The sequence below is a fragment of the Anabaena sp. FACHB-83 genome (assembly GCF_014697485.1).
In the GTDB taxonomy this organism is placed as follows: domain Bacteria; phylum Cyanobacteriota; class Cyanobacteriia; order Cyanobacteriales; family Nostocaceae; genus Nostoc_B.
In genome coordinates, this window is sequence record NZ_JACJRY010000049.1 from 1 (window position 1) to 15,903 (window position 15,903).

Genomic DNA, 15,903 nt, shown 5'->3' on the forward strand with positions numbered 1-15,903 from the left:
TCAAAATTCAAAATTAAAGAGATTAATGGGGGTTTGTACTTAAAATTAATAAAATTCAAAATCTTCCTGATTCTTCATTTTGAATTTTGAATTTTGCATTTTGAATTCAAAAAGATGATTTTTGTTTGGAAAAAATTATTCTACTCGCTTTATTCTTGCAGGGAAACGCTTCGCTAACGATTGAGAGAAAACTTAGTAATGGTACTGAAGAATGGTACAAGCAATCGCACCATCAGAAACATTTCTTGCTGATGCAACTGTTGAAAGAATCAATTTCTCAAAACTAAATAAAACCCGTATTCGCTTTAGCATCAGAATCAAAAACAGCACCATAAGTGCCGCACCAAAATGGGCAGATGTTTTGAAATCTGAAGATACTGGCACAGAATCAGACCTCATCAAAGTGACTAATTCTGAAGTAGGTTTGCGTGGCATCAAAGTATTCAAAGCTCTCAATGAAGCTGCAAGCCAACTCAGACAAGAAATCGCTTCTGTTCAGGAATGGATGACCAGCGATAACGGTGATTGGATTTGCCCGATTGATTTGGCTCCCCTGGTATGGAGTCAATTACTTAATATTAGAGATGCGATCGCGCCAGCACTTCGAGCCAAGTTAAAAGATGAGTACGAGCAAGGCTTGGAAGATTATCAGCAACGGATAGAAAACTTCATTTCGTTGAACACTTGGGAACTGCCACAAGATAGGCAAGCGGAAGTAAAAGCTAATTTGTTGAGAGCATTTCCAAGTTTGAGCGAGTTAGAGGATTGTTTGCAGGTGATTATTGGTCGTCCCGTGATCATTCCGGCTTTATCAGAACAGTTGAATGAACAACAAGCCGAGTGCTTGAACCAAATCACCCAGTTCATTCAACAGTACGACCAAAATCTAGAACAACGGCTCAAGGAAGCGGCAATTGCTGGTGGTGAACAACTCGCCGCGCAGTTACTTGAAGAGTTGGCAGATTGGGAACCAGGGCGAAAGCCAGTGCGCTTCAAACAGAAGATGCTGAAACATCTCCAGAAGGTACAGGTTTTGCTGGCGAATGCTAGTCCTGAAGCTGGCGGTAGTTTGCAATCGATGATGGAGCATCTCAATTCGATTGTGGATGATCCGGCAATTGTTGATAAGAATCTGGGTGGTGAAGGGCGATCGCAACTACAGCAAAAGATGGACGATATTCGTTCTAAATTGCTGGATGAGCAGCGCAATCTGCAACAGCTTGCGAGTTCTGACGTTGGGCTGACGGTGGCAACTGTTAGTGCGTTTAAGTTCCGTTAAATAAAAAGCGATGTTCTGAATTACCGGGACATCGCATTAAAATAAGGCATAGAAATGTAATTTCTCCTCCTGCCTCAAAAACTTGCTACCATACGCTCGTCTGATTGGTGGATAATAGTTCTGTAGGGCAATCTTTAACCACTGCATAATAAGTTAAAAGGCAAAAGTCGAAAGGTAAATATGGCGTTATTCACAGCAGAAGGTTTAAGTTATCCCCAGGCTTTAAAATTGATTGAAATCCTCAAAAAAGAAGGGATAGAATCGAACATTACAAGCGGTGGAGTTGCAGTTAAAATTTCACCTGAACAAGTCAATAAAGCTCAAAAAATTTGCGAAAAAATGGGAGCCAATTTTAACGCTGGCTATTCCACGACTGAAGAGAACACCTTGATAAAAGGTGGAGAAATTAAGAATATCGAGCGAGTAAAAAATGATAGTTCTGCGATTATCCAAGAATGGAGAGATGACGAATAATTTGTCAGCAAGAAGGAAACCATAGGCGGCAGTAACAAACTTGTCAATGCTAAGGTTTTTGAAACCTACAAATACATGCCAGTTTGTAGCCCCTTCGTATAACGTTAAACATCTGTAATGGGTTAAGGAAGTGCGTTGTACCCAACAAGTTCAATTGGCTGGACGAGAAAGAAAAATAATGGCTAAAACGGATACATGAGCGCAATGCTCATACGAAAAATTAGTCACTCCAGCCAGCAACAACTTGGGCTTTAACTGGACTGGAGAAGAATTCGAGTGTTTCAGCAGCGAACACGACCAAAACCTTTGACTGTCGAAAAAAAAATCTTGGGCGATGGTTACTGTTTCTCATTAAGCTCCAACAAGAGTACATCAATTTATACTTACCGAAACTTGCTACGCAAATGGGTGGTGAAGTGGTAGAAACGAAAACTCATGATTCTATCACTACTGTTCGCGTCGTTTTACCAACTCAAACTATACGGAGATAACAAATGTCTCATTTCTCAACTATCAAAACTCGTTTAGTCAACCGTGAGTGTCTGGTGCAAGCCTTAGAGGACTTGAAGCTCAAGCCACAAGTCTACGAAACACCACAGCCCTTGACTAGCTATTACGGTGATTCGCAAGGGCAGAGTGCAGAAATCATTGTTCCTGGCTACACCTTCCATGCCCGTGCAGACATGGGTTTTAGATGGACTGGGACTGAGTATGAAATGATCCAGGACGAGTACGAAATTATCAGGCAATTCGGAAGCAAATTCTACGCCACTCAGTTAATGCCAGCTTACGGTAAACGGATGGTACTGGCGAAAGCTGAAGAATTGCGTGAAAGATTTGGCGAATGCACAGTTGCTGAAACTACAAACGGGCAAGTGCAAACCCTACGCCTGACTTTTGCCGGACATCAGGAAATTCAACAGTTCGCACGGAGGTAATTCATGGAACGCTCAGTATTAATTCATTTCGACCTCTTGACTGGTGAAGTAAAGGTAGAAGCAGAAGGCTTTGAAGGTTTGAGTTGTCTGGAAGCGACACAGCCATTTGAAGAGGCTTTGGGGGTTGTGGGCGATCGCACCTTTAAGGATGAAGCCCAAACCCAACAACTGCGAACAACTTCAAATCACCAAACCAGATTAAGACAATAAGGAGAGAAGGGGAAAGCCACAATTACTATGCTTTCCCCCAGCGTTTATGGATTTGCCTAAAGAATACCCTTTCATCCACATCTACGCACAACAAAAAGCCCGACAGCCCGTAATTATCAAGGCGAACACGGAGGGCTTATGTGTGCTGCTTAATGCGATAGTGACGGCGATCGCCTACCCGGACAACAACGGTATAGCAGAGGTTTTCGACGGCGAAGCCGAAGGTTATCAGGTAATTGTCAAGGTGGTGAATAGCCATGACGAATTATCACCAGTACCATATAAAGATTAACAGCCATGAATCTGAATAACTTATTCAGCACACTAGATTCACAAATTCCCATCGTTGCGCTTGAGGTTTTGTCGCCTGAAGAAGCAACAATTGTGCAATGGCTCACATCTCAAGCACATGAGAAACTCGAATGCCCGACTTACTTCTGGAATTTGGGAGTGTCCACCCTGGAACAATGCCAGATTGCTAACGATGGTGGATTGGTCTTTAAACCAGTGCCGGAGTATAAACGTCCACCACAAGCAGATCCATTAATATATATCTTCCAGTTTATTGAAAGCTTCTCTGGTAGTGGCGTATTCATCCTGGGTGACGTGCATCCCTTTCTCGGCAAGAATTCTCCGCAATTGAGTTGGGAAATCCTGACACGGGTGAAGAACCTGTACCACCGACTCAAACCCACCGACAAACGCATCATCTTTCTGGGTCAAAACATCCAACTGCATGAGTCTTTGGTGCGGTTGATTCCGTTTGCAGAAGTGCCATTACCAACAGTTGAGCAAATCCAAGAACATCTTGATGCGTATTTGCAGTATTTAGGTGAGTCGGCGCAAGAGCAACAAGTCAAGTTCACCGTTGCCTTAACAACATCCGAGAAAGAATCCTTAGCTCGTGCTGCACTAGGCTTGACTCTCGAAGAAATCAGCGATTTCTTGAGACTGACGGTAAAAGAGCGTTTGAATCGCAATGGTATTACTATTGATGCCACTGTGACACCATTAGCTGTGCAGTATAAGACTCGGCTGCTCTCTCAAATGGGTATTGAGCTAGGAAAACCAGCGACAATTCCCTTTGGCGGCTTGGATTTATTGCGTGAGTGGTTGAATCGACGGCGGCGTTTGTTCACACAAGAGGCGCGGCTGCTGCATCTGCCTCAGCCTAAAGGTGTGTTGTTGGCAGGGCCTCCGGGTACAGGTAAATCTAACTGTGCGAAAAATATTGCTAACATCCTTAATCTACCACTACTACAGCTTGATATTGCGTCAATGCTGGGTTCTTTAGTTGGTGAGTCTGAGGGCAATGTTCGCCGCGCACTTAAAACGGCTCAAGCTATTGCTCCGTGCGTATTGTGGTTGGACGAGTTAGAAAAAGCTCTTTCTGGCAGTGGCGATACTTCTGGAGTTTCACAACGCATTCTCGGCAATATCCTCACTTTCATGTCGGAATCAACCAGTGGTGTATTCGTTGTGGCAACCTGCAATGACCCGTCAGCACTACCAAGTGAACTCAAACGAAAGGGCAGATTTGACGAAATTTTCTTTGTAGACCTACCAAACGTTCCTGAACGAGCGCAAATCTTAAGCATTCACTTGCAACGCTTTGGGATTGCGATTGAGGATGAATATCTAGAGGCTGTAGCTGCTAACACTGAAAAGTTTTCAGGCGCAGAACTTGAAACGCTTGCTGCTGAAGCTGCGCTGTTGGCGTTTGATGAAGGCAGACCTCAGCAGGTGACTTTGGGTGATCTGGAGGCTTGTCGGAAAACTATCACACCACTAGCGGTGCAGGATGCGGCTGCGGTCGAGCGAATGAGGGACTGGGCTAAGACTGCGCGGGCGGCTTCTAGTGCGATTGCGGATAAACCCACTCAATCGTTGAAGACTGCGAGATTTCGGAATTTGAACTAACAAAGAAGTCCCAAGTCGGAGGTCGGAAGTCGGAAGTTAAGCAATTAATACTTTCGATTTCCGGCTTCTTTTCGATGGTTTTTGAAATACTATTCATCAAGGAAATAGAAAATGTCTACTGAACTTGTAACCTACTACGGACAAACCGACCGTATTGACCAGTTTGTTGATAAGTATGGTTCATATCTAGAGCAATTGAATAGAGAAACCAAACTCTTACTTCGCATTACCTTGTCAACTTATGTTCTGATGCAACAAGAATACAGTTCTTCAGAATACCCGATGTCATCTGCATTAGAAGATGCGTTGTGCGAGTTAGTTCTTCCCGATAGTATTCCTCAAGACTTGTACGATATTTGTTCGCAACTTGAGGGACTAACTGTTGATGAAGCCGAGACAATTTTAGAGGCTCTACAACATCAAATTCGGTGGGGTAATGCGCGGTTGCTAGTAAATCAATAGTTTACCAAATGCTCCGCAGATAGCCATTGAAAACATTAAAAATCTCAAGGATTAACTCATGAGAAATCAAGGATTACATGATGCGACTGTTCAAGCTCTCACAGATAGGGGTTGTCCCACTGATTTGGCAAATTCAGCCGCAAAAATTGTTGCTAATGATGACGCAACAAAACCTGATTTGGGTAGAACACAACAAGACCAAGAGGTAATTAAGTCAGCTTTACCTTATTTGCAAAAGTAATAACTCATTTAGGTGAATATTCCCAGATAAAGTATTCACCTATTCATTAATCAGGTACTAAAAATCATGGAAACATATCTGGTCTACGTAGACGCTGATAACAACAGTAATAAATTCTGGTCAGCGAAAATTGAAGGAAACAAATTAATAGTTAAGTGGGGGAGAGTTGGCTATAATCCCCAAACTAAAACGCATAATTTCAATACTATTCAACAAGCTATCAACAAATACAATAATCTAGTTTACGAGAAAAAATCCAAAGGGTATCAAGAAAGCCAGCCGCAGATTGATTCTTGCAGCGTAGCAGATGTAAGGAGAGCGATACAAATCTTAAACACTCTCCGTCGTTATGTAGCCACCAAAAACTTTAATCCTGGTTACATTGAAGCACTCAATAATTATTTAAAACTCGTTCCCACACCTCTGGGAATGCAAATCAATCCTCACACTATTTACCGAACAGTTGAGGATGTTGATCATCAGATTCAACTGCTAAACTCTCTGCTACCTACCGAAAAGCCACAGCAAGCGAAAGAGGATTCTGGGGAGAAAGTTGTTAGTCTAAAGTCAATCAGCAAGAATTTCTGGCGGGTAAGTTAGCATAATTTGCAGTATAGAAGGAGTAAAACTATGGCAAAAATAATTGTTAGTTCTTGGGAATCAGAGGGGTATGGACATAATTCTCATAATGATGAACAAATAAATCCTCAATACCTAAAAATTCGAGAAATATGTGAACAATTAGGAATTGATATTCCAGAAATGGACACACAAATTACCTCTCTTAGCACAAGAACAGAGATTATTGCAGATGAAGTAGTATTAGATTATGTAGAACCAATTTATCGTAGTGATGCAGATGGATTTTCCCCATATCAATTAGATCCAACAGACTACATCAATCCTGAATAAATAATCATATTCCCCAGTTATGTATTTGGCTGGGGAGTATTGTTAAAAGTTTTCAAAAATAGCTACGCTAAATTTCTAAAATTCTAAAATATTGGTATGGAAATCAAAACAATTTCGGTAACATATCAAAGAAAATTCAATTTAGGCGATTATGAATCGGTAGAAATAGGCTGTTCACTCTGGGGACAAATAGACCCTGAAGAAGATGCCGAAGGCGCAATTCAGTTTTTATTTGAGCAAGCGAAGACTGCGGTTAAAGAAGCCGCAATGCCCTTGATTTCAAAATCAGTTCATCAGATGAATAAAGCAAAGATTTACAAAAAAACTGATGCTCTGAATGAGGATGATTTAGATAGTTTTTGATTCTGATTTGCTTCGCTAATAAGAAAGTGAATACATAACCGTAAACAAAAAAAGTAGCGACTATGGTAGCTTCAACACTCGAATTCGATTTTGACTCAGCACAGCACAAAGCCTACGACAAAACACCAGCAGCTAAGTCTATCCCATCACCTGCTGGTATTTGGATAGCTTACGACAACCAACAATTAGCCGGATGGTATGAAGGTAAAGAATTAGAGCATGGTAAACAATTCACAGTTCTCACCAATAAGTTAGATGAGAATGACGAAAAAATCGGCATTCCCGGAGTTATTTATCGCCAACCGCGAATGCTAGTCATCGGCAGATCACCATTGCTATTTGGCAACGACCGAAAAGTGATTGGTGTTTGGCGTAAGGATGAAGGTCTGGACAAGAACAACTACAAATTCGCCCGACGCTATATGGTAATTTTTGTAGATGCTCAAAATCAGCCTTTGCACATCGCGCCCATACAGATTACTGCCTGGGGTGTATTTCAAGTCTCATTTGACCAGCAGTTGTTAGCGTTTCGTGAGTTTTGCGAACAAACTTATGCGGAGGTGCAGCAAAAACCACACGAAGCCAAAACCTTACTCTGGCATAGTATGTGGGTGTTCTGTCCCACGTTGAAAACCGAAAAACGTGAACGAGGTGGACAAGCATCAAACGCCTGCGTCTGTAGCGGGTTTGAGAAACCAACAGCATTGGAGTGGGAAAAGCACTGTATCGGCAGACAGGCTCAAGCTCAAGAGGTTGCTGTTTTACACAATTCCATCACTGAATGGTGGAAGAAAGGGATTGCTGATAATTCCCCAAGCAATACTGCACCTGCGTCAAGCCGAAAATTAGACCGCAATTCCTTGATGATAGAGTCGCAGAAGCTAATCGAAGTTTTAGGATGGAATCAGGAACAAGGTAAAAAGTTCCTCTTAGAACATTACGGCAAGAAGGGACGGCAGTTGTTAACGGACGCAGAGTTTGTTGATTTTGTAGACAAACTACAGTCGATGATGCCTGATGACGAAGTTGGTTGTTGGGAAGATGTGCCTTATTAATCGATAACAAGTTAGCAGCCAACACTGGCTGCTGATTTTTTTTGATAGTAAACGTTTTATTTTGACTAAAGGTATTATGAACGTTGAAGAATTTGAAGAAGAATTTATCGGTTTCTACGTTGATTTTGGATATCGCGCAGACGGTATATTGCCAGAAAGTATAACCCCCAAAACTCACCTTGAATCAGAAACAGGGCTAGACAATCTGGCTGCAATTGCAAGAGAACATGCGACTTCCTGGCGCTATTTTGTTGTTCTAACATGGCGAACTTTAACTGTAGGTTCCTACCCATGTACAGAAGAACAATACCAAAATCAATTTGTCCCCGAAATGGTGATTGTAGCAGCTAAAAATTATCAACCACCCAGCAATATACGGTAAATTCTGGTGGTTAAATATTTTGAATAAACACTGTAATTCAAAAGTATTTTATTACGGCTCTGCCAAAGACTACTGAAGATTTCAAAAGATAATCGATGGACTTACTATTACAAATATCCGAAAACGAACAAGATTTAGCCTGGAAAGAAAGTCAGTGTTTCGCCACCCCAAGCACCCGCTTTCAAGCTTGCATAAATCGCCTTTCTGTGTTAGCTATTCTGCCTTGGCTAGAGGAAACTTGGAATACTACAGCCACCACACAAAACCACTGGGAACTAGTCAATGGCACAGCTATCAATATTGGTGAAGTTCGTATAGTATTGATTCCCAGCGAAGCAATTGATTTAAGCGAAATTCGAGTACCGCGAGAGTGGGTGGATATCCCCAGTTGGGTTGCTGATTACTATTTAGCTGTTCAGGTGAATAGTGATGATGGAGTGGTGAGAGTTTGGGGATATACAACTCATTTACAACTCAAGCAACGAGGTGATTACGATGAACGCGATCGCTCCTACTCCCTAGACGCAGAACAGCTAACACGAGATATTAACCTGATATCGTTGACACGCCAGTTTTGTCCAGATGCGCCAACCAAAACTGAAGTCAAAGCACTGCCAACGCTCTCCGCAGCGCAAGCGAATATTTTAGTTGAGCAGCTGTCAAAGCATCAATTCTTCCCCAGGCGTGTGCTTTCATTTGAGTCGTGGGGTGCGCTGTTGGAGAATGAGGAATGGCGTAATCAGTTAGTGCGATCGCGTAATCTTCAGGCTGTTGATTGAGGAATATGTCTATCTCAGATTTAGCTAACAAAATAGAACAGCGAGTTTATCAATTAGAAGAAAATCTAGAGTTAACATACTCGGAGATTTTCACTACTGTTTGTCAAGAAAATAATCTGAATTCTTCGACTCTTCAGGAGGCTTTGGGATGTGATTGTCCTCACGGATTGATAGGCTTTATCAAAGGGTTAAAAGAATCTGAAATTTCTGGTTATTTGAAAAAATAATTTGTCAAAGGCAGCACTTAAAGCTGCCTTATTTTTCATAGGAGGAAAAATGAAACTACTAATAATAGACACCGAAACCGCCGACGACGAAAACACCCCCTGCGAAATCGCCGCCACGCTCTATGAAGTCGGGGAAACCTCTGGAGCAGTTGCCAGCATTTCTACACTGTTGCCAGTGGAATTTAACAACGCCCAGACAATCAACAGAATTTCACCGACAATAACCCAAGCCGCACATCCTATATACAAAAGCGCACTGGCTTTTCTGCGAGAGATGGCGGCACTTGCTGACTATGCGGTTGCTTTTAATGCCGAGTTTGATTCTGATGTAGTCAATAAATTCTTCCCTAATTTGATTTCTGTTCCCTGGTTGTGTGCCATGAGGGACTTCAACTGGGGATATCACAGCATCAACTCGCACGGTGGTTACAAATTAACCGACCTTGCCCTGTGGATGGGCATCGGTATTAGCACCGTTCACCGTGCAGGTGATGATGTTCGGTTGCTGGTCGAGTGCTTGAATCGACATCAGAATCTACCAAAACTGGTGGAGGACGCGATTGCTTTGGCTCAATCCCCAATGGTGGAAATTAAAGCACTGGTTAGTTATGAAGATCGCCATCTAGCAAGTAAGGCCAAGTTTGTATGGGATGGTGAGCGCAAAATTTGGCATAAGTCAATTCGCCAGTGCTTGCTGGAGGATTTTGTGGGGACGCTTGATTTTGATGTGAGCATTGTCTAACGGCTTCGCGTAACAAACGAGAAGCATTTGAGAAACAGATGAACATCCTCAAATATCGTGATGGCTATATTGACAATCCCAGACTAGTTTACTGTGGTAGACCAAAAAAGGACGAATACTTATGCCAGCAATTACTAATTGGATTGGGCAATCCTTTTGCTTGGAAACCCACCAACAAAGCTAAATTCAAAGTCAAAAACTTAGCCGAATCTTTGTCAAAATATCGCCAAAAATAATTCAAAATTCAAAATGCAAAATTCAAAAAAAAGAATTTCTTAGTTTTTTAATTTTTAATTTTTAATTTTGAATTGGAGCGAAGCGATCGTCAGTGGCTTTGGAAGTTAATCTGTTGTTATAGAGACAGAAATTTAGACCAACTTCAGCCTTGGGAATTCCGTTATTGGCAACTGACGAAATGCTTGGCGATTGCGATCGCTTCGCATCAGGTAGATGGACTAGTTTGCTGGTGCGTAGAAATTCAAGATTATGTTCCAGTCAAAGGGACAGAACAATGCCACACACAAATACTTTATTCTGCTTGTCTGCATTTGATTGAGTCGGGTTTAGTTGATGCTAATTGGGATGCAGACGTTAATTTGAGCGGACTTTGGCAATAATCATCAGTTTAGACAGCTTCGGCTGTCTTATTTTTTTCAGGAGCAAATATGAACCATCGCCAATACCAAGCAGAATACTTCGTTGATCACAAATACCTAATCATTCGCTGCCGCCGCATTCGCCCACTCGCAAAATTCCTACACCAAACTGCGATCGCCTCCCTCGTGAGTGCCTGTTTTTTAGGGGAAAGCGATCGCGGGCTTTGCTAAAAACTTGCTGATCCAGAAACATAGAATTGCCAAAACCATCCCAGAAAGCACATCTGGTACATGGTGCTGTTTTGTAAATAACGTTGAGAAAAGAATTGACAGGACAAAAACCCCCAGTGGCAGCAGCATATTCGGAAACATTTGTATCCAAAATAACAGCGCCAGAACAGATAGGGATGTGTGTAAGCTGGGAAAGCAATTATATGGTTGGTCTACAGTGTAAATGAATGCTACAAGTTGCGAGAAAAAATCAGTAGAGATGATTGCAGGTCGAGGAACGGTCGTAGGATAGAAGATATAAAATCCATAGGCAATCAGCAAACATAAAGTAAAAGCGACGGTGATCGACTTATAGAACTGAGAAAATAAGATAAAATAAACCAATGTAATGACTATAAAAGGAATAAATAAAAGATAAGGAATTGCAAAGATAGGTAATAAAGGAATCCACCGATCAATTTCCAATTTCAGAATATGGATTTTTCCTGTTCGCTGATTGAGGAACTTATAAGGTAAAAAACTTAACCCAAGAAGCGTGATATATATTAGTTTATTCATTAGTAACCTGTTATTCTTTACTTTGATTTATAAATATTAAAATAAATTTTAAGCCGAAAGTCCCAGTAATCTCAATAATGGGGAAAGAAATGTAAACGTTGCTAGGATAATCCCTAATGTTACGTACAGACTTAAATGTCTAATAAGAATGCGATTAAGGATTCTGAGAACACCATTTTTACTTTCAAATTCGCTAACATCCTCTCCCATTTCTACTAATTGTCGAGAACCTTGTTGAAACGCATCTTCATAGTATGAAAATGCCAGAAAAATAGCAAGCAGGTCTGAAAAAGCTAGAGTATAGCCGAACCAAGTCCACAAGACACCATAAAGCGATTGGGTTTTATAGGCAATTCGATATTCAAAGGCCACCAGAACCGCTAATATTAAACACAAAACAGAATAGCTGCTAAAAATTTCAATAAAATTAATGCAAAATAGTTCAAACTGGCGATAAATTTCTTTGGTGTCAGGATTGAGGTTAGCATTTTGAAATGCTATGAGCAAATTTCCTTTAGCTTTATGAACTGCAACTAACTTTTTCACCGACGCATACAAACCAACTGTGAGCGCAGGCGCACCAAAGCAGATAATATTCACAAACGAATAGGGAAAGTACCATAGGTAAGGAAGCTGATACCTTTCAAAATACCCAACTTCCCCTCGATGCAAACGAGGTTCTGTCAGCTTATACCAATCTGGAGGCATCTGTGGTGGCGAAACCTTGGGAGGATTCGCTAGAAACTCTGGGCCATAATAAAAGTGATGCCATATCATGCAACAGATAATTGCTATGACAACGACGAGTGCAACCAATCGTATCCACTTCAGTGCTACTGACTTTCGCTGTCGTAGCTGGATAAATTCATGAGTTTCATTGGGGAATACTTGGAGCAAAGTTGTTGCAGTACCTAAAGCAATAATCAGGCTTCTTACTAACTCAAAAATTGCTCCATTTTCTCCAAATGCCCCTTTCCATACAGTGCTAGATGCTAAAGAGTAAGCTACTATTACCGCAGTGCTGCTAATCATCCACGATATCGATATGGTTATCAGAATGCGTCTGATTAAAACTGGATTTCTCTCTAAGCTATTCATTATATGATCACTCAAAAATAAGATGTTAAATAGATATTTTGTCAATACTTCAGTTGTAATAATTAAAATTACTAATTAAGTCAATTTAGGAAAGATGCGATCGCATTTATTTATGTGCCATTAGTAGCTCTTTCTCCATATTACAAATTTTAAATACTTGTCTTCACAAAATAAATCCCAATACTAAGCATTCCATATTGGTTTAATGAATTTGAAAAGGTGAATGATTGTTCCTATCCTGGTTTTAAAATCTGCATAAACGAGCAAATCAGCAAATAACTAAATTTATTAGTTACATTCTCAAATTAAAAAAGAAATGTGAGGAACTTGTGAGTAAATAAAGAATCATAATTTTTAGAAGATATTTCTTCAAGGGTTTCAATGGAGAACAATCAACATAAACCCTTGCCAAATTAAGCTTTAGAAAATACAGAGCCTTTAAAGAATTTGGGTAATCATCGGAAAATTTAATGCAGCTAGTTTCCGTCTAGTCAGCTTCCATTATAAAAGCTACCAAGGAATATTTTTGCATCTCTGCGAGAAGAAACGATTGAGTACACTAAAGCCCAAGCGATCTCACGAATTGAAAATTCGCTTTTTATTGGTAAAAAATATCAATATTGGTATCAAGTAATATTACTGTGCTACCTCACAAAATCCTCATATTTATCCATTAATTTAGCATTAGAAGCAGATTTAGCTAGTTTTTGTAATGAAAATATCTATTTTTTGTTTCCTTTAAGCTTAATGGGCAAAATTTATGCTTACACTATCAGAATCGTCCGATTGGACAGCATCATCAGATAGATTTGATATTAACTATATTGGCTTCCCTTCACAATGCCCGATTACAGTTGCAATTGATTTGATTGAATTATCTCTTAAACAACCACGGCGTTACTTTGATCCGAAGAAATTGGCTCAACTTGTAGAATCGGTAAAACAACACGGCATTTTAGAACCCGTCTTAGTTCGTCCACTTCCCCACGGTAAATATGAATTAATTGCTGGGGAAAGAAGAATTAGAGCCGCACGTACTGTAGGATTAGTGGAAGTTCCTATTATTTCCTTAGAGCTAGATGATCAGCAAGCCCTACAAATTGCTCTGATGGAGAATTTGCAACGGGAAGAACTCAATCCAGTTGAAGAAACAGAAGCCATACTAGAACTACTATCGTTATCTTTAAAAGTGAGTGCTAATGAAGTCATTTCTCTACTACACCGAGCTTTTAATGCTAAACAAAGGAATCAAAAACTGAATCAAAACGTTTTGATTCAACTTGAGCAGATTGAATTACTGTTGTCACAAATCGGAAAATTCAATACAGATAGTTTCCGTTCCAGTCGGCTTCCTTTATTGAGACTACCAGAAGAAATTCTGGTATCTCTGCGACAAGGTGAAATTGAGTACACTAAAGCTCAAGCGATCTCACGAGTTAAATCCGAACAACAGCGTGCTGACTTGCTCAAAATAGCGATCGCAGAAAATCTTTCCTTGAGCGAAATCAAGGCTAGAGTCAAAGCACTTAAATCTGAATCACAATCACACAATGTTGTCACTGAAAGGTTGAATGGAATTAATAAGCTTCTACGTCAAAAACGCAGCGCCATCAATTCTCAAAACCAACAGAAAATCAACCAGCTTTTAGATGAAGTGGAGAAATTAATTTCCGAAAATTAAGAACGCAGAGATAATGCCAGCAAATCTGCTTAACCTTACTTAATACAAGGAAATCTCAAAACCCTTGAAAAATCGACTTTTTGTGTTTTAAAGCTAGTTAACTATATATACTAATGTTTATATAGTTAACTAGCAGTAAAAAATGCTTGACTCAGATATCAAGCAAGTTAGAGACTAGAGTATGTAAGTGTTTGTACGGTTTTTTAGGTTAATCCAGATGCAGTAGCAGAAAAAAAGATTGAAATATTCTTAGCTGTTTATCACATTTTAAATGTATAGAAAAATTCTTCTTAAATTTTATAATTAGGAGGTTTATATTACTTTGATAAAATGATGAAAACAGTTCATGATTTTGTCATATCTTAATAATTGTTAATGTTTGGGTTTTGGCGAAAGTATTGACCGAAAAATAAAATTATTAGGTTAAAAACTAATCATAAAAATCAGTATAATGAAACAACATATTAGGCTAAAATTAAGGCAGAGTGTTGGGTTTAAAGAAGTAGCTTATTGGGAAAAATTTCTTGATGATAAAACTCATTCTATAACAAATATTCATCCTGATATTGATACACTATTTGCTAAATATAGCTTACCTATTTGGGTAACTAGAGAATATAAACCGGCAGGACAATTTTGGGATCAGGCAGAGTTTAATCATGGATTGAATCGAGTCTATAGATTGATTTTACAAAAAGATACTGATATTTCTCCACAATTAATCCAAGAAATCTCTGCACTACCAATAGTAGAAGAAGTGAAGCTTGGAGAAATAGTCTCAATCCCAATTCCTTCTCCAACAGCAGCAACAATGAGTGCTGAAACTGACTGGCGATCGCGCCAAGCAATTTATCTGGAAGCAGCACATCAATATACTCAAGGAGATCCAAACATTGTTGTGGCAGTTCTAGATACAGGGATAAATCTTGATCATCCAGAGTACCAAGATTCTTTATTACCAGGCTATGACTTTGTAGATATTATTGACGGCGCAGGTAAATTTGTCGGGGATTTCTTGGGTGCGGATGATGTTCCTGATGATGAAGTAGGTCACGGAACTCATGTGGCTGGAATCATTGGAGCCAAAGGCTTGGGAATGCCTGTAGGGGTTGTACCAAAATGCAAAATCTTACCTGTCCGAGTCCTCGGCGCTATGGAGAAGAACGGCAGACGGGTGGGAGCAGGCTTAGTAGACAACATTAATGCAGGGATTAAATGGGCAGTGGATCAAGGTGTCCAAGTGATTAACATGAGCTTGGGGATTCCTCATACTGGTGGTGGTTTACCTCATGAAGAAGTTGTCAATTATGCCAAAGAAAAGGGAGTGACGATTGTTGCTGCTTCCGGTAACGACGGGCAAGAACAGTTATATTATCCGGGTGCGCTACCTCATGTTATTGCGGTGGGAGCCATTGACGAAACAGGTGCGATCGCTAAATTTTCTACTTATGGCAAACAAGTGAGTTTAGTTGCACCAGGAACCAATATTTATAGTACCTATTTACATAACGAATATTCCTTCTCTACAGGTACTTCCCATGCCTCACCTTTCGTTGCGGGAGCAGTAGCATTATTGAAGTCTTACGCCTTGAAAAAGCGAGGAATAACTATATCAGACAATCAAGTAAAACACATTCTCAAGCACACATCTGACAAAATTAATACGAATTTTAAGCATCAAAAAGCCGGATTTGGCAAGCTTAATCTCATTGATGCTCTACAACTCCTCGATTACAAACTTAGTTCATAGAGGTT

Annotated in this window: 23 protein-coding genes; 21 read left to right on the forward strand and 2 right to left on the reverse strand. The window is 40.2% G+C overall.

Features of this window, described 5'->3' with window-relative positions; all coding sequences use genetic code 11:
- The first annotated feature begins 211 nt into the window (after nt 1-211).
- The 19 genes from H6G79_RS30550 to H6G79_RS37795 all read left to right on the forward strand — a co-directional run bounded on the left by H6G79_RS30550 (nt 212) and on the right by H6G79_RS37795 (nt 10,811).
- On the forward strand, nt 212-1,279 hold the full coding sequence (locus H6G79_RS30550) for a hypothetical protein (protein WP_190594344.1): 1,068 nt from the start codon (nt 212-214) through the stop codon (nt 1,277-1,279).
- Between the two features lie 180 nt (nt 1,280-1,459).
- A complete protein-coding gene (locus H6G79_RS30555) occupies nt 1,460-1,753 on the forward strand; it encodes a hypothetical protein (protein WP_190594343.1) in 294 nt (97 codons plus the stop codon).
- Nucleotides 1,754-2,247: 494 nt separating this feature from the next.
- Nucleotides 2,248-2,691: a DUF1257 domain-containing protein gene (locus H6G79_RS30560; RefSeq protein ID WP_190594342.1), complete on the forward strand. Its 444-nt coding sequence runs from the start codon at nt 2,248-2,250 to the stop codon at nt 2,689-2,691.
- A gap of 3 nt (nt 2,692-2,694) precedes the next feature.
- A complete protein-coding gene (locus H6G79_RS30565) occupies nt 2,695-2,901 on the forward strand; it encodes a DUF2997 domain-containing protein (RefSeq protein WP_190594341.1) in 207 nt (68 codons plus the stop codon).
- Nucleotides 2,902-3,043: 142 nt separating this feature from the next.
- Nucleotides 3,044-3,193 (forward strand): hypothetical protein, encoded by a 150-nt coding sequence (locus tag H6G79_RS37040; protein ID WP_242048631.1) that lies wholly within the window; start codon nt 3,044-3,046, stop codon nt 3,191-3,193.
- Nucleotides 3,194-3,198: 5 nt separating this feature from the next.
- Nucleotides 3,199-4,821 (forward strand): AAA family ATPase, encoded by a 1,623-nt coding sequence (locus tag H6G79_RS30575; protein WP_190594339.1) that lies wholly within the window; start codon nt 3,199-3,201, stop codon nt 4,819-4,821.
- Between the two features lie 111 nt (nt 4,822-4,932).
- Nucleotides 4,933-5,283 carry a hypothetical protein gene (locus H6G79_RS30580; protein ID WP_190594338.1) on the forward strand — a complete coding sequence of 117 codons (351 nt, stop codon included), beginning with the start codon at nt 4,933-4,935 and terminating at the stop codon, nt 5,281-5,283.
- Between the two features lie 58 nt (nt 5,284-5,341).
- Nucleotides 5,342-5,524 carry a hypothetical protein gene (locus H6G79_RS30585; protein ID WP_190594337.1) on the forward strand — a complete coding sequence of 61 codons (183 nt, stop codon included), beginning with the start codon at nt 5,342-5,344 and terminating at the stop codon, nt 5,522-5,524.
- A gap of 66 nt (nt 5,525-5,590) precedes the next feature.
- Nucleotides 5,591-6,124 (forward strand): WGR domain-containing protein, encoded by a 534-nt coding sequence (locus H6G79_RS30590; RefSeq protein ID WP_190594336.1) that lies wholly within the window; start codon nt 5,591-5,593, stop codon nt 6,122-6,124.
- Between the two features lie 30 nt (nt 6,125-6,154).
- On the forward strand, nt 6,155-6,436 hold the full coding sequence (locus H6G79_RS30595; protein WP_190594335.1) for a hypothetical protein: 282 nt from the start codon (nt 6,155-6,157) through the stop codon (nt 6,434-6,436).
- A gap of 96 nt (nt 6,437-6,532) precedes the next feature.
- On the forward strand, nt 6,533-6,799 hold the full coding sequence (locus tag H6G79_RS30600) for a hypothetical protein (RefSeq protein WP_190594334.1): 267 nt from the start codon (nt 6,533-6,535) through the stop codon (nt 6,797-6,799).
- Between the two features lie 62 nt (nt 6,800-6,861).
- Entirely contained in the window at nt 6,862-7,854 is a 993-nt protein-coding gene (locus tag H6G79_RS30605) for a DUF5895 domain-containing protein (protein WP_190594333.1), read from the forward strand.
- A gap of 76 nt (nt 7,855-7,930) precedes the next feature.
- Nucleotides 7,931-8,236, forward strand: coding sequence for a hypothetical protein (locus tag H6G79_RS30610; protein WP_190594332.1), 306 nt, complete (start codon nt 7,931-7,933; stop codon nt 8,234-8,236).
- Between the two features lie 95 nt (nt 8,237-8,331).
- Entirely contained in the window at nt 8,332-9,015 is a 684-nt protein-coding gene (locus tag H6G79_RS30615; protein ID WP_190594331.1) for a DUF1822 family protein, read from the forward strand.
- A 5-nt stretch (nt 9,016-9,020) separates the two neighbouring features.
- Entirely contained in the window at nt 9,021-9,242 is a 222-nt protein-coding gene (locus H6G79_RS30620; protein WP_190594330.1) for a hypothetical protein, read from the forward strand.
- 49 nt (nt 9,243-9,291) lie between these two features.
- Nucleotides 9,292-9,984, forward strand: a complete 693-nt coding sequence (locus tag H6G79_RS30625; protein WP_190594329.1) for a 3'-5' exonuclease — start codon at nt 9,292-9,294, stop codon at nt 9,982-9,984.
- Nucleotides 9,985-10,022: 38 nt separating this feature from the next.
- The gene (locus H6G79_RS30630; protein WP_190594328.1) at nt 10,023-10,220 is read left to right on the forward strand and encodes a hypothetical protein; all 198 of its coding nucleotides are present in this window, start codon (nt 10,023-10,025) and stop codon (nt 10,218-10,220) included.
- 72 nt (nt 10,221-10,292) lie between these two features.
- On the forward strand, nt 10,293-10,601 hold the full coding sequence (locus H6G79_RS30635; protein WP_190594327.1) for a hypothetical protein: 309 nt from the start codon (nt 10,293-10,295) through the stop codon (nt 10,599-10,601).
- A gap of 48 nt (nt 10,602-10,649) precedes the next feature.
- Nucleotides 10,650-10,811: a hypothetical protein gene (locus tag H6G79_RS37795; RefSeq protein WP_190594326.1), complete on the forward strand. Its 162-nt coding sequence runs from the start codon at nt 10,650-10,652 to the stop codon at nt 10,809-10,811.
- Here the strand turns inward: H6G79_RS37795 and H6G79_RS37800 are convergent.
- Nucleotides 10,782-11,369: a phosphatase PAP2 family protein gene (locus tag H6G79_RS37800; protein WP_190594325.1), complete on the reverse strand. Its 588-nt coding sequence runs from the start codon at nt 11,367-11,369 to the stop codon at nt 10,782-10,784. The two genes, H6G79_RS37795 and H6G79_RS37800, sit on opposite strands and share 30 nt — an antisense overlap.
- Nucleotides 11,370-11,417: 48 nt before the next feature.
- Entirely contained in the window at nt 11,418-12,467 is a 1,050-nt protein-coding gene (locus H6G79_RS30650; protein ID WP_190594324.1) for a hypothetical protein, read from the reverse strand.
- A gap of 760 nt (nt 12,468-13,227) precedes the next feature.
- Here H6G79_RS30650 and H6G79_RS30655 point away from each other — a divergent pair.
- Together H6G79_RS30655 and H6G79_RS30660 are read left to right on the forward strand one after the other, a co-directional pair.
- Nucleotides 13,228-14,148: a ParB/RepB/Spo0J family partition protein gene (locus tag H6G79_RS30655; protein WP_190594323.1), complete on the forward strand. Its 921-nt coding sequence runs from the start codon at nt 13,228-13,230 to the stop codon at nt 14,146-14,148.
- 451 nt (nt 14,149-14,599) lie between these two features.
- The gene (locus H6G79_RS30660) at nt 14,600-15,898 is read left to right on the forward strand and encodes a S8 family serine peptidase (protein ID WP_190594322.1); all 1,299 of its coding nucleotides are present in this window, start codon (nt 14,600-14,602) and stop codon (nt 15,896-15,898) included.
- Nucleotides 15,899-15,903: the final 5 nt, after the last annotated feature.